This is a genomic window from Varibaculum sp. GTC20041 (assembly GCF_055387755.1).
This window is the reverse complement of the sequence record NZ_AP041144.1, coordinates 600129-625354: the sequence shown is the minus strand read 5'-3', so window position 1 is coordinate 625354 and position 25226 is coordinate 600129. Positions and strand designations below refer to the sequence as shown.

Below are 25226 nucleotides of genomic sequence, written 5' to 3'. Positions count from 1 at the left end.
AAGCAGAGCCGATTACTAATTAGCGTTATTAGGAGTCGCGACGCTCTTTAATGCGAGCCGCTTTCCCGTGACGTTCACGCAGGTAGTAGAGTTTAGCACGCCGTACATCACCGCGGGTTACTACCTCTAAAGATTCGATAGTCGGCGAGTTTACCGGGAAGGTACGTTCTACCCCGATCCCGAAACTAACTTTCCGCACGGTGAAAGTAGCGTTCGGCTGGTTCTTACCGTGGCGGGCAATTACTACCCCCTGGAATACCTGAATACGAGTGTTTCCACCTTCGGTGACCCGCACGTTTACTTTTACGGTGTCTCCGGCGCGAAAATCAGGTAGATCCGAGCGCTGGCTCTTCTGGTTAATCTCATCGATGATATTCAATGTAGTTTCCTCATATTGCTTTCGTTCCGCAGGTAACGTCAGCTATCGGGCCGGTCTAGCCGGCGTATCTAGCATTGCCAAGCGGCATTTGCGGCCCCCTGCGGCAGGTTTCGCAGCCTACTTATGCAACCTTGCTTATTGTGCCACGTTTTGTGCCCAAGACGGAACTTGGCGGGTTGTGAAATCCCTAACCGCTATGACATCTCGGGTTTCGATTCCCCCCACTAGGAAGGTGCGGCGCCCGCATTTGCGGTATCCGTGGTGGCGGTAGAACTTTAAGGCTCGCCGGTTTGACTGGTTAGTCCCTAAACCAATCTTGGTTAGATGCGGGAAGCGCTCTTGTAGGTATGCGTGGGTTACTTCGATCATGGCGCCCGCCAGCCCCGAGCCTTGCCACTGGCTATCGAGATAGCATTTAGACAGGTAGGCACAGTTTTCACCTACTGCTTTCACCAGGTTTTCTTCGGGTGGCACAAAGCCGGGGTCTCCCACCTGGGTTAGGGTGTAGCCGGCAGCTTCCCAAGGGGTTTCCTCTTGCGAGGCAGCGGGAGCTACTTCCGCCAAGATAATTACAGTACCCGGATCAGCTAGATAGGCTTTAAACGCCGCCTCATTTAGTTCTTCTTCTACAAAGCGGCTAATGGCATCTGCGGGTAAATAATCCGGGCAGGCCTGCGGGAATAGCCGCGAAGCTAGCGTCGAACAGGTGGCAGCCTCTCCCGGTTGCGCCCGGCGAAAACGTACCCGCTGGCGATAGGGGGCAGGCAGGAATCCGCTAGCAGCGAGGATTTCGCGATCAGATTTTCCGAGGGCGTCGGGCGTTAGCTCCCAGATTAAATCGGGACGCCGCTGGGCAGTTAACATTAGGGACTGCTGGCGGCGCCAATTATTTACTTTCTGGTGATTCCCGCTGAGCAAAACTGCAGGAATATCGAGACCGCGCCAAGTAGCCGGCTGCGTATAGGCAGGATACTCTAACAAGCCAGACAGTTCATAGGATTCTTCCACCAAAGAACTGGGATTGCCCACGAAGCCATCCAGGAGGCGGCAGGTAGCTTCTACCAGGGCAACGGCGGCGACTTCCCCGCCGTTTAGCACATAGTCACCCAGAGAAAAAGGTAGCACCTTTACGTCCGGTAGCTGCTGGTAGTACTGGCTGACTCGCTGGTCGATACCTTCATAGCGCCCGCAGGCCACCACCAGATGCTCTGTGTTTTCTGCTAAGTCCCGTACCTGTCGTTGGGTCAGCGGAATTCCTGCAGGAGTAGGAATCGCCAGCACCGTTTTAGCGGCACCCGCCTGGTCAATTACCTGGTCGATGGCTTTGCCCCACACATCGGGTTTCATTACCATCCCCGCGCCCCCGCCCGCGGGGGCGCGGTCCACGCTGCGATGGACATCTTCGGTCCAGTCTCGCAAATCCCAAACCTGGGTTTGTAAAACCCCGCTGGAGCGGGCTTTGCCCATGAGAGAAACATCTAAGCAATCAAAGAACTGGGGAAATATCGAAATAATATCTATCCGCATTTTGCTGCCTTTCCGCGCTTCTAGAACAGCCCTTCCGGAGCATCCACGGTAATTACCCGATTTTCCAGGTCAATCCCGGTGACTAAGGCTTTCACAAAGGGCACTTCCACTAGCTGGCCGGCACCAGTAGTTACCTGCAGGCGGTCTTGGAATCCCCCGATTTCTAGACCGGTGCACTCCCCCAGGGTTTCGCCCTCGGTACTGATTACCGTTAATCCTTCTAGCTGCCCCGGTGAGTATTCCCCTTCGCGAGAGATTTCGGGGGCAAATAATTCGGTACCTCTAATATCCTCGGCGCTCTCCCGGGTAGTGATATGGGAAAAAGTCAGGCAGCAGCGGTTTTTTATTTCTCGATAGGAAGCCACCGTCCATTCTTCTCCGGTGGCGGTAGTAAGGGTTGCCCCCGCTTGGAAACGTTCGGCGGGATAGTCGGTAAAGGGACGCACTAGTACCTCTCCTTTAAGGCCGCGCGCCGGACCTACCTGCCCAACTTTTACCATTTCCATGTTTTCTCCCTTAGATATAGCCCCGAATATACCTGCAGATAAAACGCGAGCCCCATGAATCTTCATGGGGCTCGCCTTTAAAAACTGTCTCTACCGGCGCGAACGACGATCCGTGTCGACTACATCAACCCGAACCGGGCCGCGAGTGGACAACGCACCCATAACTTTGCGCAGTGCCCGCGCGGTGCGACCTCCCCGGCCGATTACGCGTCCGAGATCTTGCGGATTAACCCGCACTTCTAGCAGTTTGCCGCGCCGCATATTGCGTTCATCCACCCGCACATCGTCCGGGTGATCGACAATTCCACTAACTAGATGTTCTAGCGCATCCGCCAACATGTTTAGGCTTCCTCACTCTCGGGAGCAGCTTCTTCAGCTTCTGCGGTTTCTGCCGCTTCCTGTGCTTTAGCGTCCTCGGCCTCTTTAGCTGCCGCCTCTGCCTCAGCCTTAGCTTTTTCTTCGCTGACTTTAGCTTTACGCTTTTGCGCCTCGTCCGCAGCGGCCTTCACGTTCTTTTCGCGAGCCTGGTCGGCGGTGAGAGTTTCTTTGGTCTTAATCCAGCTTTCAACGTTTTCTTTACCGTTGAAACGGGCAATATCCCCCGAAAGTACCAGCAACCGGCGAACTGCGTCCGAGGGCTGTGCCCCTACGCCCAGCCAGTACTGGATACGGTCAGACTTGACCTGAATAAAGGACGGCTCTTCGTTGGGGTTGTACTGTCCAACCTCTTCAATTACGCGACCGTCACGCTTCTTGCGGCTATCCACCACTACCACCCGGTACACCGGGTAGTGAATCTTACCAACACGCTTTAAACGAATACGAACTGCCACTTTTGTGGTTTCTCCTGTTCTATTGACTGTTGAGTGCCCGCCCTAGCCGGTGGGATTCGGCCTGGATCAAGCTCTCGAGACAAGGCCGCCACACAGAGAGGGGGTGTCTTGGCCCGGTACAACTAGCTATTCTGCCAGAATTTAGCTGCTAGTTTCCACTTTAAAAGCCGGCGATTAGGCATCTTTGAGCAGTTTCACACCAGTTTTGCTTTGGGAGGCAGAAAACCTAGTAAAAAGACCCTAGTATTTGTTTCCCCGGTGCCACGTCCTCGGCGCAGTCGGAACCCTCTCATTTAAAAGCACGCAGGAAGTGTTCTACCGCCGCCCGAGCCGTGAGGGGATCAAGATCGCGGGCACTGGCCACAAAGGCGCCTCGCAAATGCTCCGGATCTTCCCGGTTACGGGCAGTTTCATAGGTATGTACCTGCCCCCCGGCTACTCGCACTAGGTGGATCCCGGCAGCCACATCCCACGGACGCATCGCGGTTCCGAAAGCCACCGCAGTATGTCCTGCCGCCACATGCGCCAGATCTAAGGCTCCGGCACCGGGAGAATGCACTGTCGCGTACGCGTTAGCCAGCTTGCCGGCCAATTGCCAAGATTTTTCTACTCGCTGAGGATCTTTATCGCGGAAGGGGAAATATCCGGTAATGATTCCTTCATTTTCAACCCGGGCACTCTTTGCGCGCATCGGGGTGGCGCGCTCCCCCTCGTAGAGGGTTGCCGTATGTGCGTCGGCAATAAAAAGCTCGCGTGTATAAGGCACATAAATCACCCCGGCCACCGGTTTCCCGTCCAGTTCTACCCCGATTGAAGTGTTGAAATAGGGTATCCCGGCGGCGAAGTTGGCAGTCCCATCGATGGGATCAACTATCCAGCGCACCCGAGATCCCAGATTTTTGACCGTCTCTTCCGCCTGAGCGAGTTCTGCGGCGCCCACTGCCACTTGACGCTGGGAGGGCTGGGCTTGTTCCCAAGCAAATTCGTTGGTCAGGACCTGCTTCGCCCCCTGGCGACGCGATTGATCCAGGCTAGCGCGCTGTACCTGCTCTAAAGTTAAACTCCCGGCGCCGGCCACTTTTTCTTTATCGAGGACGTGCTCCCCGGTTTCCTCCCCCAAGATCCGGGAAGAGGGAACCGCGCTGCCCAGCAGATATTGCAGCCTGGATTCTACGTAGCGGTCATGGATAGTGACGGGATCATGAATACCAGCTTTTAGGAACACTTCCAGAGGGGCACGAAAAGCTTTGCGCAGGTAAACCCCTACCTGTTGTGCTCCCTCCCCCGAGATTATCATCAATGCGTGGTCAAGGCTCATTCCCGAAGTGCTCATAACTTCCATTATTACCCTTTTTAGGCTGTTAGTCCTAGCTAACCGCAACTGTGGGGGAAAACTCTTGCCCGAGTAACGCCACTTTTTCGGGTTTAGTTGCCCGCGCTAGGTCGCCAGCAGGGTTTGAGGAATAGCGCAGGTAGTCGGCACGCGCCCCCGGTTCAATGGCACCAATCCCCAGATAGTCGCGGGCGCGCCAGGTAGCAAAATCAATAATCTGGTGAGGGGAAACCCCTCCGCGTTCCCACAGGGAGAGTTCTCGCCTCAACTCTCCATGCGGCTGATAACCACCGGAATCGGTACCGGGCAGCAGCTGCACTCCACTTTGGTGCAGCATCGCAAAATGCTCGCGCCGCTGCTCCCACATTTGCTGCATAGTCGCCGCATAGACTGGATATTTCTTACCCGCCTGCGCTGCGAACTGATTAAATAGTTCTACCTGCAGCAAAGTGGGGGTAACTGGAATCCCACGGCGGACACATTCTTGCGCCTGCTCTTCATCGATCCCACTGCCATGTTCGATACAGTCAATCCCGGCGTCTAGCAGTCCCGCGATCGCTTTATGGGAAAATGCGTGTGCCGTTACCCGCGCTCCCGTCTGATGGGCGGCCGCGATCCCCTCTTTCAAGATTTCGGTGGGCCAAAGGGGATCCAAATCAGAATCTGCACCCTTTGAGCGGTCAATCCAGTCGGCTACGAGTTTTACCCAGCCATCACTGTGTTCTGCTTGCTTAGCCATCACCTGCGGTAAATCACTCAGATCCTCTACCTCTATCGGCAACAAGCGCATATAACGTTTAGGACGGGCGATATGGCGTCCGCAGCGAATAATCGGAGGTAGCTTAGGATTCCCCAAAATCCCGGGAGCATATTCCAGGTTTCCGCAGTCCCGAATCGCTAAGATTCCGCAGTCACGATCCGCCTGCGCCTGCGCTAACGCTTCTTGTGGGGTAGCTATCTGTCCTACCGCCGCGAACCCAATATGGCAATGCACATCGCAAAATCCGGGTAGAAAATAGTCGCCACCAGTGCTGTTATCTTCCCTAAACGCCCCGAAGTGTCCGTCCTCGGTAATCGATAACTGCCCCCGCACCCAGCGGGGAGCCTTACTAGCTTGCTCGCGGTAATAAAAATTTCCGCTCAGCAGCTTCATCGCTGCCCCAACATCCGTTTCAAGTCATCGGGCAAGTCATCCAAAGTGGGAGCAGCGGCCGGGGCGGCCGGTTGGACAGCTCCCATCCCGAAAGCGCTGCCGGCAGCGGGCGCCGGAGCCGTTTCCTCGCTCTTGGCGGCTTGCTGGGCTTCCCACTGTTTTTGCTTCGCCGGGTTGCCGAACTTGCGGCGATTCTTCTTGCCTGCCTTCCGCTGCTTCTTGGTAGCTCCTCCGCGGCCACCCGGCATCCCGGGCATAGCGGGCATTCCGGGGATGCCGCCTCCATTGGACATGCGTTTCATCATTTTCGAAGCCTGCGTAAACCGCTCTACCAGGCCGTTAATCTCGGTTACCGTGGTGCCCGAACCGCGCGCAATCCGGGCACGGCGCGAACCATTCAGCAAGGACAAATCGTCGCGTTCTGCCGGGGTCATAGAGTTTACGATGGCTTCGATCCGGTCAATGCTTTTTTCATCGAAGGCATCCAATTGGTCGCGGTACTGATTCATGCCGGGCAGCATTCCCATCAGTTTCTTCATCGACCCCATCTTGCGGAGCTGTTGCAGCTGCGCCATAAAGTCAGTCAGGGTGAACTGGCCTTTTTGCATCTTGCGAGCCAGCGCCTCGGCCTCTTTTTGGTCATAAGTTTTTTGCGCTTGCTCAATCAGGGTGAGCATATCGCCCATATCGAGGATACGGCCGGCCATTCTTTCGGCATGGAAACGCTCGAAATCACCCAAGTTTTCGCCGGTAGAGGCAAAAAGAATCGGTTGCCCGGTTACTCCGCGCACCGATAGCGCCGCCCCGCCGCGAGCGTCACCATCAAGTTTAGAGAGCACTACCCCGGTAAAGCCCACCCCGTCACGGAAGGCAATCGAGGTTTGCACCGCGTCCTGCCCCACCATTGAGTCCAATACGAAGAGGATTTCGTGAGGGTTAATGGCGTCACGGATATCACGCGCCTGACGCATCATTTCCTCGTCAACGCCCAGGCGTCCCGCAGTATCGACAATGATTACGTCATAGCCTTCGGTAATCGCCAGGTTTAATCCCGAGCGTGCTACCTCGACCGGATCGCCTTGCCCGTCCCCGGATTCGGGAGCGTGAATATCTACCCCGGCCTTTTCGGCGACGATACTTAACTGGGTAACCGCACCGGGACGCTGGAGGTCACAGGCAGCTAGGAGGACGCGTTTGCCTTCTTCTTCGCGCAGCCACTTGCCGAGTTTCCCCGCCAAAGTGGTTTTACCGGCACCTTGTAGACCGGCCAGCATAAACACGGAGGGTCCGCGTTTCGCATAATGGAGCTGACGGGTCTCGCCCCCCAGAACCTCAACCAGTTCCTCGTGAACAATCTTGACTACCTGCTGGCCGGGATTGAGTGCTTTCGAACGCGCTGCCCCATAGGCTTTTTGCCGCACCGCTTTGGTGAACTGGCGTACCACCGGCAACGCTACGTCAGCCTCTAATAGGGCACGCCGAATCTCGGAGACGGTAGCGTCAACATCCGCCTCGGTCAGCAGGCCTTTAGAGCGCAGACGCTTAAAGGAATCGGCTAGGCGATCAGACAGGCTATTGAACAAAGTGGTTTCCTCCTGGAGATAGTTTCGCCGTCTAGTTTACTTCAGCAGCGCGTCTACGAAGTCCTCGGGCACGAAAGGCGCTAAATCATCTGGCCCTTCTCCCAACCCCACCAGCTTGACCGGCACAGATAGTTCGCGCTGTACGCTAACTACGATTCCGCCCCGAGCCGTTCCATCGAGCTTGGTAAGTACAATCCCACTGACATCTACCACTTCGGAGAACACTTTCGCCTGTTGCATACCGTTCTGCCCGGTAGTGGCATCTAGGACCAGCAGAGTTTCGGTGACGGGGGCGCTCTTTTCGATTACCCGTTTGACCTTGCCTAACTCGTCCATCAAGCCGGCTTTGTTTTGCAGACGTCCGGCAGTATCTACCAGCACCACATCCAGGCCTTTTTCCTTTCCATATTTGACCGCGTCAAAAGCTACCGAGGCGGGGTCGGCGCCCTCTTTATCGGAGCGCACCACTTCTACCCCGACCCGGTTTCCCCAGGTTTCTAGCTGGTCAGCGGCGGCCGCCCGGAAAGTATCGGCAGCTCCCAGCACAACTGACTTGTTTTCTGCCACCAAAATGCGGGCAATCTTGCCCACGGTAGTGGTTTTCCCAGTGCCATTTACGCCTACGGCGAGAACGATCCCCGGCTTGGTACCATCCGCCTGCTCTAGATTTAGGCTGCGATCTAGATCCGGGTTTACCAGTTCAATCAGTTTTGCCCGCAAAATCTCCCGGATCTTCTCCGGATCGGAAGTGCCCAGCACTTTCGCCTGGGTGCGCAAATCTTCCATCAGTTCATCGGTAGCGGCAATCCCCAAATCCGCCATTAGCAGGGTATCTTCTATTTCTTCCCAATCCTCGGCGCTCAGGTCTCCGCGACCGAGTACCCCGAGCAGCATTTTGCCGAAGGAACCGGATTTGGCTAGCCGGGAACGCAGTCGCTGCATCCGCCCTTGGGCGGGTTCGGGGGTTTCAAGTACGGCCTCAGCGCTTTCTTCTTCCTGAGTGGCCGGCTGAGCTTCTTCCTCCAGAGCCGGAGCTTCGCTCGGTTCCGCAGCTAGTGATTCCGGCTCCGTAGTTTTAGGCTCCGCAACCGCGTCCTCTTCAGCAAGCGTTTGCGCGCTCTCGTCAGCGGTAACTGCAGGTTCTTCAACCTGGTCAGCTCCTTCGCTTTCCGGCTCTGCGGTGGCGGTTACCGCTTCCTTCTCACCAGTTTCACTCGCAGTAGCTTCCAGTTGTTTGGCTTTGGAGGTCTCTAGCTGCTTTTTAGCTTTCGCCGAGCGCGCTGCCAGCGCGCCGCCAGTTCCTACTAATGCCAGAACTAGAAGTACAAGCACAATCCCGAGGGGTGAAAATAGAAAATCCATGCCTCTATTGTCACCTATCGGGGCGCTTAGGTCATATTAGCTTGGATTCTAAAGTCTAAGCTTGCTATTTAGGCAGGTAGATCAGTATTTATTCTGCGTGTACTCGCTGCCAAGTAATCTTATCTACCTGGAAGCTGTCCTCTGGGGGTAGATCATTTTCGTCCTCGGGGGTCTCACTTTCCGCAGGATCCGGAGTAAACTGGCGTGCCCAGCGACGTATAGGTTTGGCCGGCTCGGAGCTTTCTGGCTCAAAGCTTTCCTGCCCAAAGTCTTCCGGCTCCGAATTTGCGCTCTCCGAAGCTTGATTATCCGCCGCTGACTCCGCTTTCTGGCTAGTTACAACGGGCGAGATTACTGATTTCCCACTAGGAACTACCGGGAGATAACTGGTGGCGTCTTCGGGATCTTTCGTAACCGAAACCTCTACATTTTTAGGGAGGCGACGCCGCCGCGCGGGAGTGAAAGTGGGAGGTAGCTGCCCGGTAGACCCCTCGTCAGCTGCCGGTAAGTTCGCCGCTCCATTTGCCCGCGAGGATTCCCTCTCTGCGCGGCGCGCGCGAATCGCGCCCACTTCTTCTCCCCACATTTGCTCGGCGGCAGTGCGTAAACTCTCGACTTCGGCGAGGGGATTTGCCGAATCACCGGGGGAAGCCTCGGCTAATAAAGTATCTAAGCGAACCCGCTCCCCGTTATGTTCACCCCGGGAGCGATAGTCGTTTTCTTGCCAGGAGTCGGCGGACTCGCGTATCCAATTGCGAATCCCCCCACCGGGGCGACGGGTACGAACCATTACCGCTACCACCAGCACTCCGATCAACACAGCGATGCCAATGCCTACGAATAGCAAGATCAACGGTTCAGTCACGTTTCTATTATGCCCAGAGTTAAAGAATTTACCGATCTTAGCTCTTGACCGATACCAAACTGTTACCAGATTTGGGTGTGATTTTAGCTATCTCCTGGCGCTACCCGTTGGGAAATCACCCGGGAAATCCCATCGCGCATAGTAACCCCGTAGAGTACATCCGCCACTTCCATCGTCCGTTTCTGGTGCGTAATGATGATCATTTGGCTAACTTCTCGCAGCTGTTTAAACAGTTCCAACATCCGCGACAGATTCAAATCATCGAGGGCGGCTTCTACCTCATCCAAAATATAGAAGGGCGAAGGGCGCGCCTTGAAAATCGCGATTAAAAATGCCAGCGCCGCCAGGGAACGTTCCCCGCCGGAAAGCAGCGACAGGCGCTGCACATTCTTTCCGGCCGGTCGGGCGTTAACTTCTACTCCGGTAGTGAGCATATCGCTACTATCAGTTAGCTTCAGCGAACCGGTTCCGCCGGGGAACAGCCGCGCAAATACCTCGGTAAATTCTCGGGAAATATCCGTAAATGCCTGCTCAAAGGCTTCTTTTACCCGGTTATCAACTTCCCGTACCACTACCAGCAAGTCAGCTTTGGAGGTACGCAGATCTTTGAGCTGTCCCATTAAGAACTCGAAACGTTTTTCGAGGGCGCTGTGTTCCTCCAGTGCCAAGGGATTTACTTTTCCCAGCCGCGAGATCGCGCGATTAGCTTTTTCTAGCAACGTGCTCTGCTCGGCGCGATCATAGGGACGCCAAAGTCCCTCATTTTGCTCGAGGGAACTTTCGCGGCCTTGCTCCGTCTCCCTCTGCTCCGTGTCGGTGCTTGGCGCCTCCTCGCCCTCGTTTTCACCTCGTTCCGCTTCCTCTGTTTGTGAGGCAGTGGCGACTGTTTCTTGCGCATTGGCTGCTTTGCGCGCCAGCAAATCCGGGTCGGGAACCAGCTGCTGGGGACCGAAGCTAGCGATCAACTCTTCCTCAGACAAGGCATAGCGTTCTTGGGCTTGCTGGGTTAGTTGTTCCGCGCGCACTCGATACTCTGCCGCTGCCACCTCATCGCGGCGGGAAAGATCGTTTAATTCAGTTAGTTCTTTATTCAAGCGATCAATTTCCGTGCGTAACTGCTGCGCTGCCGCCGAGGACGCTTCGCGGGCGGCATCTGCGCTCTCCCGCCAAGTTTTCGCCACTTGTGCCACCTGCGCTCCCTGGCGGGCAAAAATCTCACACCAAGAGGCTACCTGCAACATCCTTTGCGCATCTTGGGCGTGTTTAATTTCCCGTTGCTTGGCGGCAGCCAGGCGCAACTGAAAACGCTCCAAAGATTTAACCTCTCCCTGGAAGCGTTCCCGCAAATTAGTGGTGATCTGGGTGGCTGCCGCCAAAGCCAAATGGGTTTCTGCCTCTTTTTCCCGTGCCGCCAAATCTGCGGCGCGCGCCTGTTCTAAATCCTGCTCTGCTTCCTGTAAAGGAGCTAAATCTTCACTACCAGCAAAGTCACTGCAGGCTTTTTCGGCAACCGCAACCTTTTGAGCGCAGGTATCCACATCCGCCTGTGCTTGCTCGACTTCACTGGCAGACCGTTGAGCTTCACTCTCGGCTCCCCTGACTGCCGCTTCCCGAAGCGCCCGTTTTTGGGCGTGTGCAGCTGCCTGAGCATCAGCTGCCCGCAGGGTTTTCAATGCCTGGGCGCTAGCTGCCGCCGCTTGTGAAAGCTGTTGGGTGCTCGCCTGTACCTGCGCGCGGGCTTCCTCCGTTTGTTCGCGGGCGTGCGCAGCAGCCTGACGCGCGAGACGGAGCTGGCGCTCGACCTGGATGCGGTTAACCCCGCCACTGCCGGTGCTTCCTAAATACGCACTGATAACTGTGCCATCTGTTATCCCCACCCGCGCCTGAGGGAGCTTTCCCAGCAGGGCGCGCGCCGCCGCTAAATCCGGTGCCAAATAGCTATCTGCCAGGATTACTTTTAACGCCGGATGCAGAGCGCGCGGCGCTTCCACTGCCGCCAAGGCGGGTATCACGCCCGTTATTTCCACGCTTTGCCCCTGGCCAACAGGGATCCGCTCTTGGATCCCCCCATCTTCTAGTACCCAGCTCACAATCCCGGTGCTGTCTTTTACGGCTCCCAATCCGGCGTCTACTTGAGAAGCCTCCACTACTAGGGCGGCGCCGCTTGTTCCCAGTAAGGCCGCAATTGCCTTTTCCCAGCGATCAGAAACACTAATCAACGAGGCTAGCTCGCCTTGCGGCTGAGCCGCCTGGGCAAAAGCATTTTGCGCTTGGCTAGAAGAGGCCGTCAAGACTTGACGGAGACTAGTTTCACTTTCGGCTGCCGCCACCGCTTTAGCTTCGCTTTCCCGCAGTTGGTCACGCGCTTTTTCCAGTTGGCTGCGCACCGCTTCTTCTGCCTGCGCCAACTCGCGATATCGGCTAGCTGCATCTGCCCCTTCTACCACCGTGTCCTCGCGGTGAGCCTCTTGTTCTGCCCGCGCCGCCGACAGTTTTTCCCGCGCCGCCTCCGCTGCCTTTTCCGCCCTTATAAGCCGCGAGGTCGCCGCTTCTAAACGGGCTTTAGCGGTTTCTAATTCGCGTTCCAGGCGGGCACTCTTTTGGGTTTTCTGCTGTGCTTCCTGCCGTAATTCCTGAGTGATGCGGGTTAGCTCCCCAACTTTTCGGGTAGTTTCTTCCCGCGCCGCCTGCGCCGCATCACCCTGTTTGCGCCGCGCCAAAGCTTCCTCATCTTTAGCGGCCAATTCGCTTTGCAGCCGCGCTAAATGTTTTTGACGCTCTGCCACGCTAGGTCCAGAGGGAACCGGTTCTGGTTTTGCCAGGGAAGCGGCTCGTTCCTCAGCTAGCGCTCCCAATGCCCGTAGGCGTTCGGTCAGGGTGGTCAGTTGCTGCCACAGGTTCGCTGCTCGCCCTGCTAAATCACTTTGCTGCGCATCTGCGTTTAGTTGTTCTAGTTTTTCGCGCTGTTTTGCTAGATTTCCAGCTAATTCTTCGCGCTGGAGCGTCAGAGTTTGCTCGCTTTCCTGGTAGCGAGCCAGCTGCGAGCGCAGCTGCTGCAGATCATCAGCCAGGATCCGGCATCCGGCGTCGCGTGCCTGTGCCTGTAAAACCGCGGCTCGCCGGGCAGTTTTCGCTTGCCGAGCTAATGGCCCGAGTTGTTTTTGGATCTCTTGCGTTAAATCCGAAAGCCTAGAAAGCTTGTCTTCCAAACCCTCAAGTTTACGTAGTGCCCGTTCCTTACGCCGCTGGTGTTTGAGTACCCCCGCAGCCTCTTCAATCAAAGCCCGCCGCTGAGAGGGATCCGCCGATAGAACCTGGTCGAGTTTGCCCTGCCCGATAATCACGTGCATATTGCGTCCCATACCGGTATCAGATAGCAGCTCTTGGATATCTAACAACCGGCAGGCAGTGCCGTTAATCGCGTACTCGGAGCCGCCCTGGCGAAACAAGGTGCGGGAAATAGTAACTTCCGAATAATCTATCGGCAGTTCCCCATTGGTGTTATCAATGGTGAGTGCCACTTCTGCCCGCCCTAGGGATGCGCGGGAACTGGTGCCCGCAAAAATAACATCCGCCATGGATCCGCCACGCAGATTCTTGGCACCTTGCTCGCCCATCACCCAGGCGAGGGCATCTACAATATTAGATTTGCCGGAACCGTTGGGGCCGACTACGCAAATGATTCCCGGAGTGAACTGCAAAGTGGTGGCGCTGGCGAAAGATTTAAATCCGCGCAGCGTCAACGACTTTACATACATCTATCTGCTCCCGCTATTTAGCGGCTTCCGGGAACCAAATTTTAATCTCGCGGGCAGCGGAGGCAATTGAATCCGACGCGTGCACCAGGTTCTGGATCTGCCCACTGTCATAGTCACGTCCGAAATCTCCGCGAATAGTCCCGGGGGCGGCTTCGGTGGGGTTAGTGGTTCCCACCAGGGAACGCACCCCTTCTACTACCCGAGTGCCCTCGATGACTGCCGCTACAATCTTCCCAGACTGCATAAAGTCAACCATGGATTCAAAGAAATGCTTACCACGATGCTCTTCGTAGTGATCCTGCAGTTCATCATCGGTAGCTTCTGCTACTCGTAGTGCCACGATGACGTAACCTTTTTGCTCGACGCGGGCCAAAATTTTTCCGACCAGTCCACGGTGATACCCATCGGGTTTCACCAGCATCAAGGTGTATTCCTTATTCGGATCCAGTTTCAGTTCGCTCATTGCCGCCACCTTTCTTCTTTTCCCGTTCTTTTCCCCGGGATTTACTTTTCTAAGGATACCGGCAAAGGGCCGACCCCAATTCGTTTTATCAACTCTGCTGCTGATGTGGGATCGAGCGCTTCGCCAGGCTGTCCTGCCGCTTGCGGTTCTGCGCTCTGGTCGGTAGCTATGCCCTGAGAGTCAGGCGCGTTAGGGGCGCTAAGTTCTGCTTCTACCGCATCAAGAGCCCGGCGAGATTCCGCCCCCTCGGCAGCAATCCGCAGTTCCGCTCCCGGTTGTACTTTTAACCCCATCAAGGCCAGCACGCTGCCCGCGTCGATATCATTAATGGTCACCCCAGCATCAAATCCGGTAGCGATCCTCGCTAGTCGCGCAGCCGGACGCGCCGAAAGCGGCTCGGCACCCCCATACACCACGGTTCGTGGGGCGAGCGGATCCATGGCGGGAGCAGGCGGTAAAATATCGGCAGCGTCCTCGTCGGGGAAAAACTGGGCAGCCGCGCTGATAGAGCGCAATACTTCTGCCAGGTCAGCGCCTTGAGCAGCAGCTACAGCTCCCGCGGCGGTTCCTTCTATAAGCGGACCGCGTCCTAGCCGCAAAGATCGCTCCCCTAGATCGGTGATTACTTGCTGGCAGGCCAGGCGGGCGGCTCCAAAATCTGCCATCAGGACAATCGCGTCCTGTTCTGCCATTTTTTCCATTACCTCCGACACCTTGGTAGTCACGATTTGTGAGGCCGTGCCCAGGCCTTCATCGTGGCACCCGCAGGGTTCAACAATAACCTCTGGAGCTAGCGTGGCTACCACTTCACATACTCCGCGCGCCAAGGTTTGCGATTGCGAAACGATAATAAAGGCGGTTTTCGGACGCATGGTACTTCCTCCCAGGTACAGGTATCTCCTCTAGGTTATCGCGCGGGGGGTGCGACTTAAACCTTAGATGGCTTCTCGCTCTCGCCAGTGACTATTGCTGAAATGATAACCGCTCAATCGGATGCCCCAAACGCCTGAGGTTAGGAGGCGTCCAGATCTTTGGCGACTAGCTCGGCAATCGCCGTTACTGCCTGCGGGTTTTCGCTCTCTACAGTAACTTCTGCCCCGTATTCAGCACCTAAGGTCATGATTAGCATCATCGAAGAGGCAGTTACTGGTGCCCCTCCAGCGGTCGCAATAGTGATTTCTTCAGCGAATTCGCCAGCTTTGTCTGCGATAATCGCGGCGGGACGCACATGTAATCCCACCGGCGATCCCACTTTTACCGTCATTGAAGCCATTATTCCTGCTTTCCTTAATCTATCTGCCGTTTAAATCTATGCTTTGGCTGCTGCCGGTTTTTTGCGATTTACCTTGGCGAAGGTGATGGCCGCTGCACCCACTGCCACCCCTGCTAGCAGGGCGATAATCGCTCCCAACATATTGGTGTAGGCAAATAGCACAAAGATTCCCCCATGGGGAGCGCGACAACCAACTCCTAGCGCCATTGCCAGGGCACCGGTTACCGCCCCGCCTGCCATCATTGAGGGAATTACCCGCAACGGATCAGTAGCGGCAAAGGGGATCGCGCCCTCGGAAATGAAAGAAATTCCCAACAGCCAGGCAGCTTTGCCGCTATGTTGTTCTGCCGGTGAATATAGTTTCGGCCTTACCGTAGAGGACAGCGCCATAGCTAAGGGCGGCACCATTCCGGACAGCATCGCTGCCGCCATAAACTGATACGCTCCATCGGTTCCTTGAGACAATCCGGCAGTTGCTACCAGGTAGGCGGCCTTATTTACCGGTCCTCCCAGATCGAAGCACATCATTAGACCGATTACTATCCCGAGGACGATCGCGGAGGAGCCGGCCAAAGAGTTCAGCCAGTGCTGTAGTCCGCTCATCAAAGCTGCCAGCGGACCTCCCAACAGTAGAAGCATTATCAGTCCAGTTAATAGTGTTGTTAGTAACGGAATAATCGCCACCGGCATTAGCCCCGCTAACCAACGCGGACACTCCACAGCAGACAGCCAGTTAGCAATAATTCCGGCCAGGATTCCAGTTACCAGCCCTCCGATGAAACCGGCTCCTATCGCTATGGAAATCGCCCCGCCAATAAAGCCAGGAGCGATCCCGGGGCGGCCGGCTAAGCCGAAGGAGATATATCCCGAAAGCGCCGGCACCAGGAAACTCATTCCAGTTTGACCTATAAAAACCAGCAGCGCTCCCAGGTATAGTGCCAGGCCGGAGCGGTTGGTATGCATTTGTGCTTCCCCGAAAGGGCCAGAATCTGGCAGCTTCCACAAAGAGAAATTTAGGGAAATATCTTGTGCTGGGTCGGAAACATCGTAGCCTCCCAGCAAGAATCCCAAAGCAATTAACAGGCCGCCAGCAGCCACGAAGGGAATCATATAGGAAACCCCCGCCATTACCGCCTTTTGGATTCGTTCTCCCCAATGGGGGATTTGGGCTTTCCTCGCCGGACGCGTCGCGGATGCGGGCGCGCCCTGCTGGGCTTTATTTTTCGCCATCGCCTCCCGAATCAACTTTTCGGGATCACTAATAGCTGCTTTAACCCCCACATCTACTAGTGGTAGCTGGGAAAAGCGTTCCGCAGCCTGCACGCTCACGTCATGGGCGAAAATCGCTCCTGCTGCTCCGGCTATCAGTGCGGGATCTAGCTGGTTAAAATTTCCCGATCCTTGCGCCTCTACATGCACTGTAATCCCTAGTTCTTTGCCTTTATTGATCAGCGCATCTGCCGCCATATAGGTGTGAGCGATCCCAGTGGGACAAGACGTCACCGCCACCAGATATTCACCCTGGTCACCGGTTTTCTTTCCTTGCGGCACGGGGCCTGCCGATTCTATTGAAGAGGGCGAATTCGCGGCAGTCGGGGCAGGAGATACTGGTGTAGCCTTAGCTGTTGCCACTTGTTCGCTCTGAGTGAAGGTAGCTATCGGAGAGACGGAGGGTGCTACTGCCGCCATTATTATTTGCGCTGCCTTTTCCGCAGAATCCACAGAACGTAAGGCAAAAAGGAAATCCTTATCTACCAGTTTGTGCGCTAACTTTTTCAGTAGTGTCAAATGATCTTGTCCTTGCCCTTCGCCAGCGGCAATCATAAAGATTAAATCAGCCGGGCCATCTTTTGCTCCAAAAGCTACCGGCTCTTTTAACCGAGCAAAGGCGAGAGATACCGTGTTAACCGCTTGGCAGCGGCAGTGCGGAATCGCAATTCCACCAGGCATTCCGGTCGCGGACTTAGCTTCCCGAGCCAATAGGTCAGCGATCAAGGCACTCTTCTCAGCGCGTCCGCTAGCAGCAATCTTAGCTGCCAACGCTCTAATTACGCTGGTTTTGTCGGTTCCCAGGGGTTCGTCTAGACTCGCCAACTCCGGGATTATCAACCTTTCGTCTTCCATGGTTCTCCTATTAAGTTAGGCAACTTCAAAGGCTCAGCCTGCTAATTCTATTTAATAGTTCCCCCAACAGTTAAGTATTATTGCGGTCTTTTGGTTTTTAGGCTTTTATGGGCTGTTTCCACATCGGCGTGGCAGTTTCGGTGATTATCTTGTTAAATGCATCCAGACGTGTAACACTGTGATCGTTATGGGGCCTGGGCGAGGAGAGAAGTTGTCCGCAGCAGATACAATTTATGGAACTCCGGTAGTTAATGGTCTAGCCTACGGGCAGGTCGCCTGGGTAAGCCATTTTGAGATCCCCAACTTACCTGCCTCTAAAATCCCGCTAGCTCAGCGTAAAGCTGAGGTCGATCGCTACCTTAAAGCTGCTAACACAGTATCCGAACGCCTGCTGACGCGCGCAAAATCCACAGTCGGCACCGCGTCGGATATTTTAGCAGCTCAAGCTGAACTCTCCCGCGACCCTGGGTTCAAGAAGATGGTGGTTCAGTCAATCAATAAAGGCACCCCCGCCCCAAGCGCCGTGATCACTACCACCGACATGTTTTGCGCCATGTTTGAAAAAGCCGGCAGGTTAATGGCAGAACGTACCACTGACTTAAACGATCTGTGCATGCGGGTAGTAGCAGAATTACTGGGGGAACCAGAACCGGGAATACCCCATCTTGGCGAGCCCTCGGTACTCTTCGCCGATGATCTTGCTCCTGCTGACACCGCGGGACTTAATCCGGAAAAAATCTTGGCTTTAGTTACGGAACAGGGCGGTCCTACCTCTCATACTTCGATTATTGCCCGCCAACTGGGGATCCCCTGTATTGTGGCGGTGCGCAAACTCCGCCAGATTCCCCAGGGAGAGCAAGTATTTGTAGACGCCTCTCTGGGATCGATTACTACCGGCGCCAACCCGGAGGAAGCCCGCCAAAAAGTAGCAGCTAACCTGCGCTCACGTGCCGAGACCCGCCACTGGCAAGGTCCCGCCCGCCTTGCCAGTGGCGAGGAGGTAGAGCTACTCGCCAATGTGCAAGACGGTCCAGGTGCCCAGAAAGCAGCTGAAGCTTATGCGCAGGGAGTAGGACTTTTCCGCACCGAACTTTGTTTCCTGGATTCCACGAAAGAGCCTACTTGCGCCGAGCAGGCAGAGAAGTATTCGCGAGTGTTTGCAGCTTTCCCAGATCAGAAAGTAGTTACCCGCACTTTGGATGCCGGATCGGATAAACCGATTTCTTGGGCCACTTTGGAGGAGGAAGCTAACCCTGCTCTGGGAGTGCGGGGACTGCGCACTACCGGGATCGATGAAGACCTCTTTACCCGACAATTAGATGCAATCGCACAGGCATCACGTGGTCATCAAGGAAAAAACTGGGTGATGGTGCCGATGGTCTCTACCTTGTCGGAGGCAAAATGGGTGGCGAAGCTGATTCGAGAGCGGGGACTTACTGCCGGAATTATGGTGGAAGTTCCGGCAGCCGCGATCATGATTGACCAGTTCCTAGCGGAAGTTGATTTCGTTTCTATCGGCACCAATGACCTTAGCCAGTATGTGATGGCTGCCGATAGGATGAACGCTAATCTGGCAACCTACACTGATCCGTGGCAACCGGCAGTTTTGACGTTGATTTCCCGCGTAGCTACCACCGGGGTACGCCTGCAAAAACCGGTAGGGGTATGCGGGGAGGCGGCGGCTGACCCTATTTTGGCGTGCGTACTCATAGGGATGGGGGTCACCTCCCTATCGATGGCGACTTCGGCCATTCCCTCAGTGGGCTCCCAATTGGGACAGGTTACGAAAGAGCAATGCGAGCGTGCCGCCCAGGAGATTTTAACGGCACAAGATAGTGGGGATGCCCGGAACATTGCCCGCCGCGCCCTCGGGATTAACTAATAGCTGCTGCCAAAACGCTACTGGCCGCGTTAACTCCTAATAGCCCCAATAAAACGGCCGGACTCTGAAGCTAAAAAACTTGCGCCCCGGCTCTTCACCGGGGCGCGACTAACTTATTTTTAGTGCTTATACTTTTCGAACCAGCATCTTAACCGGTTTAATATCCGGCAGGCGCGGTGCCGATAGAAAGGTATTGCCCCTCCCCCAGATCGACAATATCGCCTGCTTGCAGCTGTACCGGTTGCGCCGGTTCAATCGGGTAGATTTGTCCGCCGCGACGCAAACGAGTGCCATTTACCGATTCCAAATCCTTTAGGGAGGGATTTCCGCCCTCGTCTATATAGAGCAAACAGTGGGTACGGGAAATCTGTTTGGCAGGACTGGGCACGGTCATAGTTTGAGCTTGCGGATAGGTGGAAGTAGCCGCATCAGGGCGGCGTCCCACCACAATCGCGTCCTCTAAAATCATGGACTGCCCCTGCCCGGAAGTCACCGTATAGCGGGGAGCTGGCTGGTAAGCCTCTTGCCCGCCATATTGAGCTTGCATCCCGTATTGCCCCTGGCCATAGCCTGCTTGCCCGTATGGTTGTTGATATTGTCCCTGTTCATATCCCCCTTGCTGATAGCCAGGTTGCCCATATTCGCTGCTCTGATAGGTAGGAACCCCTTGGGGATAATATCCCGAGTATTGATCCGAACCGGGCTGCTCGCCATAGGGATTAGAGTAGGCAGCATTAGCCTGCTGACCATAGGGGTCGGGGGTGCTTGGTTCCGACACCCCGGATTCTGTCTGGGGCGCTCCATAAATCCCGCTGGGCGGCACATAACCTGCATTCGCTGCACCCGACTGGTTCGGGTAGTACTGGTAGGGGTCGTTATCCATTGATTTTACCTCCATTACCAACCGGCAATTTTCCGCTCTCTATTGGCACCAGTCTACCCCAGGAGAGGTTTTTCCATCTAAGCTAACCGCAAAAACCTTTACGCACCATTTACTCCCCTGGGGATGGAGAGTTATTTTCGGTTCGCTAACCGTGTGACTGCCCGCGTCCTTACCATCTTGGATTACCTGCACCTGGTAGGAGGCCGGGCTATCGCCTGCGCCTGGTTTCCACGTCAAGGAGATTTGTCCATCGGCGACAGGTTTTCCTTCCAGCGCGGTGACCGGGGATATTTCGGAAACAATTCCGTCCTCCGCCGAGGCAGTTATCAAGGGTTCTGCAGAGCTGGACGCAGTTTTAACCGCACTGGTATCCGCTTTGAAATAGTAGGAAACCCCGACGGCAGTTCCCGCTATCAGCACCAGCGCGCCAATAAGTGCCAGCAGAATCCGACGCCACCCCAGGTGGGAGGCAGGTAATAGGGAACGGGACAGCGCCGCGCTCGAGTGGCTGCCCACAATCAAAGGACTATCTGCCTGCCCCGACTCTTTTCCCGGCGCGGATTCTTGGGAGGAGGAGGCGTCCTTGAGGCGGGTAGCATCCGGATCAGTAGTAGCGAGCGACAATGTTGGATTATCGCTGGCAATATCCATACTGGTCAGCGGGAGAGACAGCCCGCGCTGTAGTTCTTGGAGCGCCGCACCAAATTGCGCGGCACTTTTGGGACGCTCAGCCGGATCACCCTGCAATGCCCAGGCTAGAATCTCGCGCAAAGGAGAGATCAACTGGGGGGCATCCAGGCGGGGCGTAGAATGCAAAACCCGCTGGGTCAGTGCCGCTACCGAGTTATCGCCTCCGGGAATCTCGAAGGGGCTGTAACCGGTAACAAGCGAATGTATAGTGGCTGCCAGGGAATAAATATCGGCGGTGGCAGCGGCCAAAGAGTTCTCATCGTGTTGTTCGGGAGGCGCCCACGGCACCGATAACCCTAAAACATCCCGGTGAGCTAGGGGTTTTCCCAGCGGCAAGGCTAAACCAAAATCTGATAACACCGGGGTGGAAAACTCTGAAATCAGTACATTTGCCGGTTTCACGTCCCGGTGCGCGAGTCCGGCTCGATGCACCGTTTCCAGGGCTCCCGCTAGACGAATAGTGGTATCTAAGGATTCCGCCAGTGAAAGCGGCTGGCGGCGGACGCGCTGCGACAAATTTGCCACCGGGCAGTACTGCAATACCAAATAGGGGCGCCCATCTGGGAGTTTCCCGGTTTGAAATAAAGACAGGATCGCCGGGTGAGCACAGGTGGCAGCTAGTGCGTCGGCCTCGGTAGTGAAGACTTGGCGTCCTTCCCTACTGCCTAGTTCCCGCAGGACTTTGACTGCTACTTGGCGTTCGGGACGTTTTTGTTTATAGAGATAAACGTCGGCAAATCCGCCCCTACCCAGCAATGATTGCACGCTAAATCCCGGGATTTTAGGGGGTGTGTGGGTCATATTCCTCCCCTTTCCGTAACCGAGTTTCCTCCGCATTCTGGGGCGAGGGAGCCCGGTGGGTATAGTCTAGCGCCTGCGCAGGCCACGCTGGAGGCTCCAGGGGCCGGGAAGCCGGTAGCCGGGGAGGCTGCGGCAAGCCAACTTTACCGAGGCGAGTGGCTTCCGAAAATGCGTCTCCTCCCGCCGGGGCTGGGGTAGTTTCTTCGCTACTGCCGGGCGCCAAGGGAGTACGCAACTGCTGATATTCCTGTTCAGTCAGCCCCAAAGATAGGCTCGGTAGCGAAACCTCCTTGCGGGGAGTTAACACTTTCTCCACCCCGGGGATTTTCTCTAGCTTTTTAGCAAAACTACTGCGAATAAACCGGTAATAAAGCGAGGACGGCCGAATTGCCGCCACCAGCGCTTTAGCTTTTCCAGCTGCCGTTTTCCAGCTGTCGGTAAGGGTTTTAACTAGCTGCCACGCCCAATCGGAATCAATTTCGCTATCGCTGCTGGGACTGTAATCCAAGTAATCAGCGATCCCGGCCAGTTCGCGAGCTCCTGACTGCGGCTTTGCCTGGCTGATAGTCCCCAAATAGCTATCGATTATCCAGGCGGCTTCTTGGCGAGTAGCTCCCGCGGGGAGCCTAATTCCGCGATCGCGGAAACGGTCAACTATTTCTTCCCAAGCTCCTTTCAAACGATCTTGGGGTTCTTTGGCACGCCGCCTCTTGCGGGAGCGACACCACTTAGCTAAGAGAGTTAGCAAGATCGGAGAAAGCAATAGCAGCAGCCAACCCCCATATTTGGCCACTTGCGCCAGCGCTGCCAGAAATTGCATTCCCGTGGAATGATTATCGGCATGCGCTTGCTTTTCCACATGCGGTAACACCGGTGGAGTAGCCGGTGGAGGCGGAGGCTGCAACACCTGGGGTTTGGGAACCGATTTGGGTTGCGGCTGATCGGTACGAGGCACGCGATCGCGCGGAGGCGTAGGGTCAAAGGGGATCCACCCGACCTCTTTAAATTTCACTTCCACCCAGGCGTGAACGTTATCCCCTTTAAGTTTCAGGTTCCCACCCGCCTTTTTATCACCCGGATAGGCTCCCAGCACCACTCGCGCCGGAGCCCCAAAAGCGCGCACCATCAAGGCCATAGCTACCGCGTATTGTTCATCATCACCGATCAGTTCTTGCCCCTGGAAAAACTGGCTCATCCGGGCGGCGCGATGCCCGGGGCGAGAAAGACCATCGGAACCATCGGAGAAGAAACCTTGCCCCGATAGGTAGGACTCTATATTGCGCACCTTTTGCAAGGGACTGGTCGCCCGGGCAGTTAACTGGTTGTTAAGTTCCGTAATTTCTACCGGTAACGCTTCATCTTTGCCTTGCGGAATGGGATCGAACTCTAGGCCGGACATCTTCGCATCGCTAGGAATACGTTCCTTTGCGAAACTTACCTGATAGGAAAGCCCCCCAGGGTTAGCGGTAAACGCCGAGCGCAGAGAGGTAGAATAATAAACCACCGGTTTGGGTTGGGTTGCGAATTTTAGTGATTGTGCATTACCTAGCAGCGGAACCCAAGGTTGGTCATAGTTGACCAGTTTAACTTGGGCTTTACTGTCAGCGGACACCCCTTTATCTAGAATTGAATCCACCTGCAGGAACTGCGCATTTAACTGGGGATCCATTTTGAAAACGGTACCGTCATAAGCGTTCATAGTGGCAAAACGCATCCTAGTACCCGCCGGATACTCTTTTACTTCCGCAATAGTTTTGTCTTTCCAGTCGCGGGAAAGATGCCTAAAAGAGGCTAACGGGGAAATAAAATCTTCTAGTTCCACCGGGGGGAGGACGTGGCTGCGCAACACTTCCCGGTTTCCCCGCTCGGTAATCCCCGCTAAAGATGCCGAAGCTAGAGAAATAATTAGGGTAACTGCCACCATCGCCAGCGGACGGATAAAGCGATTTTTCTTGCTCGCTCCCGCCAGGTTCACTGCCCGCCTGCGCGCCTTGGCCGCGGCCTCGCTAACCAGCCCGCACCACAGCAATGCGAGGAAGAAATAGGCGGCTCCTGCCCAACGAGCTACCGGGACTAACTGAGAACCCCAGGCGATCGCTACCACTAGGCAAATAGTGGCAGGTATTAACGCTACCCAAGGTCGACGCGAAGCTGCGGTTAACCCCGCAAAAAGCGCGGTAATGAGACAGGTGAGGAAGGGTAGCACCGCGGCTCCTCCGGCTGCGCTTAGCGGCAAGGGAGCCGTAAGAGTATCTCGCCAGCAGGTCACCGCGGAAGTAACTAGCACTTGCAGCCCCGATAGGGTGGGGTAAAACTTTCGCCCCAAGGGGTCGGTAGCCGCCAAAGTGGGGCCAAAGAGTAAAAACACCCCTAACATCAAGGTTAAAGTGGAGAATATCCCCAGGTGCCAACGGCGGCTAACCAGGGCTACTAGGCAGCCTAAAAGCGCTCCGCTGCCGGCAGCTATTAGCCCGATAAAACCCAAAAACGGTAAAGAAAACAGGTAACACGGAACGATTAGGAGCAACAGGGAGCTCAGACCTACCAGCTGGGATCTTTTCACGCTAGACTCACCCCATTTAATGCCCGTGGCAGCTGCGAGAGCTCCCCAATATTTAACAGTCTGCGGGAGGTGGCGCCTCGGCGAGTAAAGGTAGCGCCGGCATCAGCTCGGATACCGGTAGTAGCCATATCGACTGCCGGTAACAAACAGATTTGTTGCATCCGACGCATAGTTACTCCCGGCCCGCTTATTAGAGAACACACCGAGGCTTGCGCTTCATGGGCTAGCGCCCAGCGCACCAAGTGGCGATAGTCTTGAGCGCCCTCAACGAGTTGCACTTCGGTTAGAAAATCTAGGACGGCGCGAGCCGTTGCCGCTTTCAATACGGTTTTTCCCGCATAAAGGGTCAGGGGCTGCCCACTGGAAAGGGAGGAAACCGCCAGAGAAGCCGCCGCCTCTACCGCTAATTCAAAGTCTGCTTCCCCATAGTTTTCGCGGTTCAAATCCAGCACAATCAGATGGTGGGAGCGGCGGGTCTCTAGGTATTGTCGCATCATTAACTGGCCGGTGTGGGCAGACATTTTCCAGTGAATATGCCTACGGTCATCCCCGCTTTCATAGGGACGCAAGGCATGAAATGCCGCATCCGAACTGGTTATTACCTGCGAGCTTGCTCCTTCCATGTCTCGGGAATAGCCACTTAATGTCCCCAGAGCGGAAGTGAAGTTGGGATAGACGTAAACATCTTGAGATTCCGACCAGGATCGCACCCGGCGAATCAAACCTAAAATATCTTCTCGCACTGTACGGGGCGGGCCGACCACAATCTTTTCTCGCCGTCTGGTTTGTAATTGAAACTCCCGGGTGAAACTTTTTCCAGAACGCAAAGTAGGTACCGCTATATCGGCTTGTTCTGTTCCCAATGGCAGTTCTATTTTCAGGCCGCGCACCGCGCGGCGCCCCTGGTTAGTCGCTACCGCGCGCCCTAGTAGCTCTTGTCCTTTGCGGAGCCGGTCTTGTTCTACCGTTACCCGCAAAGCCAGCTCACCCCCGCCCCAGGTCTGCGCTATCGCCGCCAGCAGTGCCAATAATGCAGCAAACATTATCGCCGCAGCTTCCGCCCAATCCCAAGCCCAGTAGGCACCCAGGCTAGCTAGTCCCCCCAATAAAACTAGCCACCCCAAACCGGTAAGCGGAATTTTGCGCACGGCGGTAAGAGGAACCCGCGAGCGCACCTGTTTCCAGGCTTTATTTCCGCTTTTCAGCGCATCTTTTAGCGCAGTAATGGTGGTTTCGGAAACTTTCATT

20 protein-coding genes are annotated in these 25226 nt (G+C 55.6%); 1 reads left to right on the top strand and 19 read right to left on the bottom strand.

The annotated features are described in order from the left end of the window. Positions 1–28 precede the first annotated feature (28 nt). The 15 genes from rplS to ACZ5BI_RS02515 all read right to left on the bottom strand — a co-directional run bounded on the left by rplS (position 29) and on the right by ACZ5BI_RS02515 (position 17159). Positions 29–379 carry a 50S ribosomal protein L19 gene (gene rplS, locus ACZ5BI_RS02585; RefSeq protein ID WP_024059207.1) on the bottom strand — a complete coding sequence of 117 codons (351 nt, stop codon included), beginning with the start codon at positions 377–379 and terminating at the stop codon, positions 29–31. A 135-nt stretch (positions 380–514) separates the two neighbouring features. Next, positions 515–1906 carry a tRNA (guanosine(37)-N1)-methyltransferase TrmD gene (gene trmD / locus ACZ5BI_RS02580; protein ID WP_464896575.1) on the bottom strand — a complete coding sequence of 464 codons (1392 nt, stop codon included), beginning with the start codon at positions 1904–1906 and terminating at the stop codon, positions 515–517. 20 nt (positions 1907–1926) lie between these two features. Further along, positions 1927–2412, bottom strand: a complete 486-nt coding sequence (gene rimM, locus ACZ5BI_RS02575; RefSeq protein WP_464896574.1) for a ribosome maturation factor RimM — start codon at positions 2410–2412, stop codon at positions 1927–1929. 90 nt (positions 2413–2502) lie between these two features. After that, on the bottom strand, positions 2503–2751 hold the full coding sequence (locus ACZ5BI_RS02570; RefSeq protein ID WP_022864074.1) for an RNA-binding protein: 249 nt from the start codon (positions 2749–2751) through the stop codon (positions 2503–2505). Between the two features lie 2 nt (positions 2752–2753). Further along, positions 2754–3245 carry a 30S ribosomal protein S16 gene (rpsP, locus tag ACZ5BI_RS02565; RefSeq protein ID WP_278611291.1) on the bottom strand — a complete coding sequence of 164 codons (492 nt, stop codon included), beginning with the start codon at positions 3243–3245 and terminating at the stop codon, positions 2754–2756. Positions 3246–3534: 289 nt separating this feature from the next. Then, the gene (locus ACZ5BI_RS02560) at positions 3535–4578 is read right to left on the bottom strand and encodes an inositol monophosphatase family protein (RefSeq protein ID WP_464896573.1); all 1044 of its coding nucleotides are present in this window, start codon (positions 4576–4578) and stop codon (positions 3535–3537) included. Between the two features lie 34 nt (positions 4579–4612). Further along, positions 4613–5731 carry an amidohydrolase family protein gene (locus tag ACZ5BI_RS02555; RefSeq protein ID WP_464896572.1) on the bottom strand — a complete coding sequence of 373 codons (1119 nt, stop codon included), beginning with the start codon at positions 5729–5731 and terminating at the stop codon, positions 4613–4615. Continuing rightward, positions 5728–7314 (bottom strand): signal recognition particle protein, encoded by a 1587-nt coding sequence (gene ffh / locus ACZ5BI_RS02550; RefSeq protein WP_464896571.1) that lies wholly within the window; start codon positions 7312–7314, stop codon positions 5728–5730. Before ffh ends, ACZ5BI_RS02555 begins: the two co-directional genes overlap by 4 nt. Positions 7315–7350: 36 nt before the next feature. Continuing rightward, entirely contained in the window at positions 7351–8676 is a 1326-nt protein-coding gene (gene ftsY, locus ACZ5BI_RS02545; protein WP_316098737.1) for a signal recognition particle-docking protein FtsY, read from the bottom strand. A gap of 88 nt (positions 8677–8764) precedes the next feature. Next, positions 8765–9541, bottom strand: a complete 777-nt coding sequence (locus ACZ5BI_RS02540) for a hypothetical protein (RefSeq protein ID WP_464896570.1) — start codon at positions 9539–9541, stop codon at positions 8765–8767. Positions 9542–9624: 83 nt separating this feature from the next. After that, positions 9625–13299: a chromosome segregation protein SMC gene (gene smc / locus ACZ5BI_RS02535; protein WP_464896569.1), complete on the bottom strand. Its 3675-nt coding sequence runs from the start codon at positions 13297–13299 to the stop codon at positions 9625–9627. Between the two features lie 13 nt (positions 13300–13312). Next, positions 13313–13762: a nucleoside-diphosphate kinase gene (gene ndk, locus ACZ5BI_RS02530; protein ID WP_316087503.1), complete on the bottom strand. Its 450-nt coding sequence runs from the start codon at positions 13760–13762 to the stop codon at positions 13313–13315. 41 nt (positions 13763–13803) lie between these two features. Further along, positions 13804–14634: an HPr family phosphocarrier protein gene (locus ACZ5BI_RS02525; protein ID WP_316098991.1), complete on the bottom strand. Its 831-nt coding sequence runs from the start codon at positions 14632–14634 to the stop codon at positions 13804–13806. A gap of 140 nt (positions 14635–14774) precedes the next feature. Beyond that, positions 14775–15035 carry an HPr family phosphocarrier protein gene (locus tag ACZ5BI_RS02520; protein ID WP_024059220.1) on the bottom strand — a complete coding sequence of 87 codons (261 nt, stop codon included), beginning with the start codon at positions 15033–15035 and terminating at the stop codon, positions 14775–14777. Positions 15036–15071: 36 nt separating this feature from the next. After that, on the bottom strand, positions 15072–17159 hold the full coding sequence (locus tag ACZ5BI_RS02515) for a PTS fructose transporter subunit IIABC (RefSeq protein ID WP_464896568.1): 2088 nt from the start codon (positions 17157–17159) through the stop codon (positions 15072–15074). A 211-nt stretch (positions 17160–17370) separates the two neighbouring features. Between ACZ5BI_RS02515 and ptsP the strand changes: the two genes are divergently transcribed. After that, the gene (gene ptsP / locus ACZ5BI_RS02510) at positions 17371–19041 is read left to right on the top strand and encodes a phosphoenolpyruvate--protein phosphotransferase (protein WP_464896567.1); all 1671 of its coding nucleotides are present in this window, start codon (positions 17371–17373) and stop codon (positions 19039–19041) included. A 157-nt stretch (positions 19042–19198) separates the two neighbouring features. Here the strand turns inward: ptsP and ACZ5BI_RS02505 are convergent, their stop codons facing one another. The 4 genes from ACZ5BI_RS02505 to ACZ5BI_RS02490 are packed head-to-tail and all read right to left on the bottom strand — an operon-like array spanning position 19199 to position 25225. Continuing rightward, entirely contained in the window at positions 19199–19924 is a 726-nt protein-coding gene (locus ACZ5BI_RS02505) for an FHA domain-containing protein (protein ID WP_464896566.1), read from the bottom strand. A 39-nt stretch (positions 19925–19963) separates the two neighbouring features. Further along, positions 19964–21415, bottom strand: a complete 1452-nt coding sequence (locus ACZ5BI_RS02500) for a serine/threonine-protein kinase (RefSeq protein ID WP_412585908.1) — start codon at positions 21413–21415, stop codon at positions 19964–19966. Beyond that, on the bottom strand, positions 21396–23978 hold the full coding sequence (locus ACZ5BI_RS02495) for a transglutaminase TgpA family protein (RefSeq protein WP_464896565.1): 2583 nt from the start codon (positions 23976–23978) through the stop codon (positions 21396–21398). The genes ACZ5BI_RS02500 and ACZ5BI_RS02495 overlap by 20 nt, the downstream gene beginning before the upstream one ends. Further along, the gene (locus ACZ5BI_RS02490; RefSeq protein ID WP_464896564.1) at positions 23975–25225 is read right to left on the bottom strand and encodes a DUF58 domain-containing protein; all 1251 of its coding nucleotides are present in this window, start codon (positions 25223–25225) and stop codon (positions 23975–23977) included. Before ACZ5BI_RS02490 ends, ACZ5BI_RS02495 begins: the two co-directional genes overlap by 4 nt. Position 25226: the final 1 nt, after the last annotated feature.

Bases quoted from the DNA above. Each gene is read 5' to 3' on its own strand.
- trmD (WP_464896575.1), bottom strand. From the start codon at position 1,906: ATGCGGATAGATATTATTTCGATATTTCCCCAGTTCTTTGATTGCTTA.
- rimM (WP_464896574.1), bottom strand. From the start codon at position 2,412: ATGGAAATGGTAAAAGTTGGGCAGGTAGGTCCGGCGCGCGGCCTTAAA.
- ACZ5BI_RS02570 (WP_022864074.1), bottom strand. From the start codon at position 2,751: ATGTTGGCGGATGCGCTAGAACATCTAGTTAGTGGAATTGTCGATCAC.
- ACZ5BI_RS02560 (WP_464896573.1), bottom strand. From the start codon at position 4,578: ATGAGCACTTCGGGAATGAGCCTTGACCACGCATTGATGATAATCTCG.
- ACZ5BI_RS02555 (WP_464896572.1), bottom strand. From the start codon at position 5,731: ATGAAGCTGCTGAGCGGAAATTTTTATTACCGCGAGCAAGCTAGTAAG.
- ftsY (WP_316098737.1), bottom strand. From the start codon at position 8,676: ATGGATTTTCTATTTTCACCCCTCGGGATTGTGCTTGTACTTCTAGTT.
- smc (WP_464896569.1), bottom strand. From the start codon at position 13,299: ATGTATGTAAAGTCGTTGACGCTGCGCGGATTTAAATCTTTCGCCAGC.
- ndk (WP_316087503.1), bottom strand. From the start codon at position 13,762: ATGAGCGAACTGAAACTGGATCCGAATAAGGAATACACCTTGATGCTG.
- ACZ5BI_RS02525 (WP_316098991.1), bottom strand. From the start codon at position 14,634: ATGCGTCCGAAAACCGCCTTTATTATCGTTTCGCAATCGCAAACCTTG.
- ACZ5BI_RS02520 (WP_024059220.1), bottom strand. From the start codon at position 15,035: ATGGCTTCAATGACGGTAAAAGTGGGATCGCCGGTGGGATTACATGTG.
- ACZ5BI_RS02515 (WP_464896568.1), bottom strand. From the start codon at position 17,159: ATGGAAGACGAAAGGTTGATAATCCCGGAGTTGGCGAGTCTAGACGAA.
- ACZ5BI_RS02505 (WP_464896566.1), bottom strand. From the start codon at position 19,924: ATGGATAACGACCCCTACCAGTACTACCCGAACCAGTCGGGTGCAGCG.
- ACZ5BI_RS02500 (WP_412585908.1), bottom strand. From the start codon at position 21,415: ATGACCCACACACCCCCTAAAATCCCGGGATTTAGCGTGCAATCATTG.
- ACZ5BI_RS02490 (WP_464896564.1), bottom strand. From the start codon at position 25,225: ATGAAAGTTTCCGAAACCACCATTACTGCGCTAAAAGATGCGCTGAAA.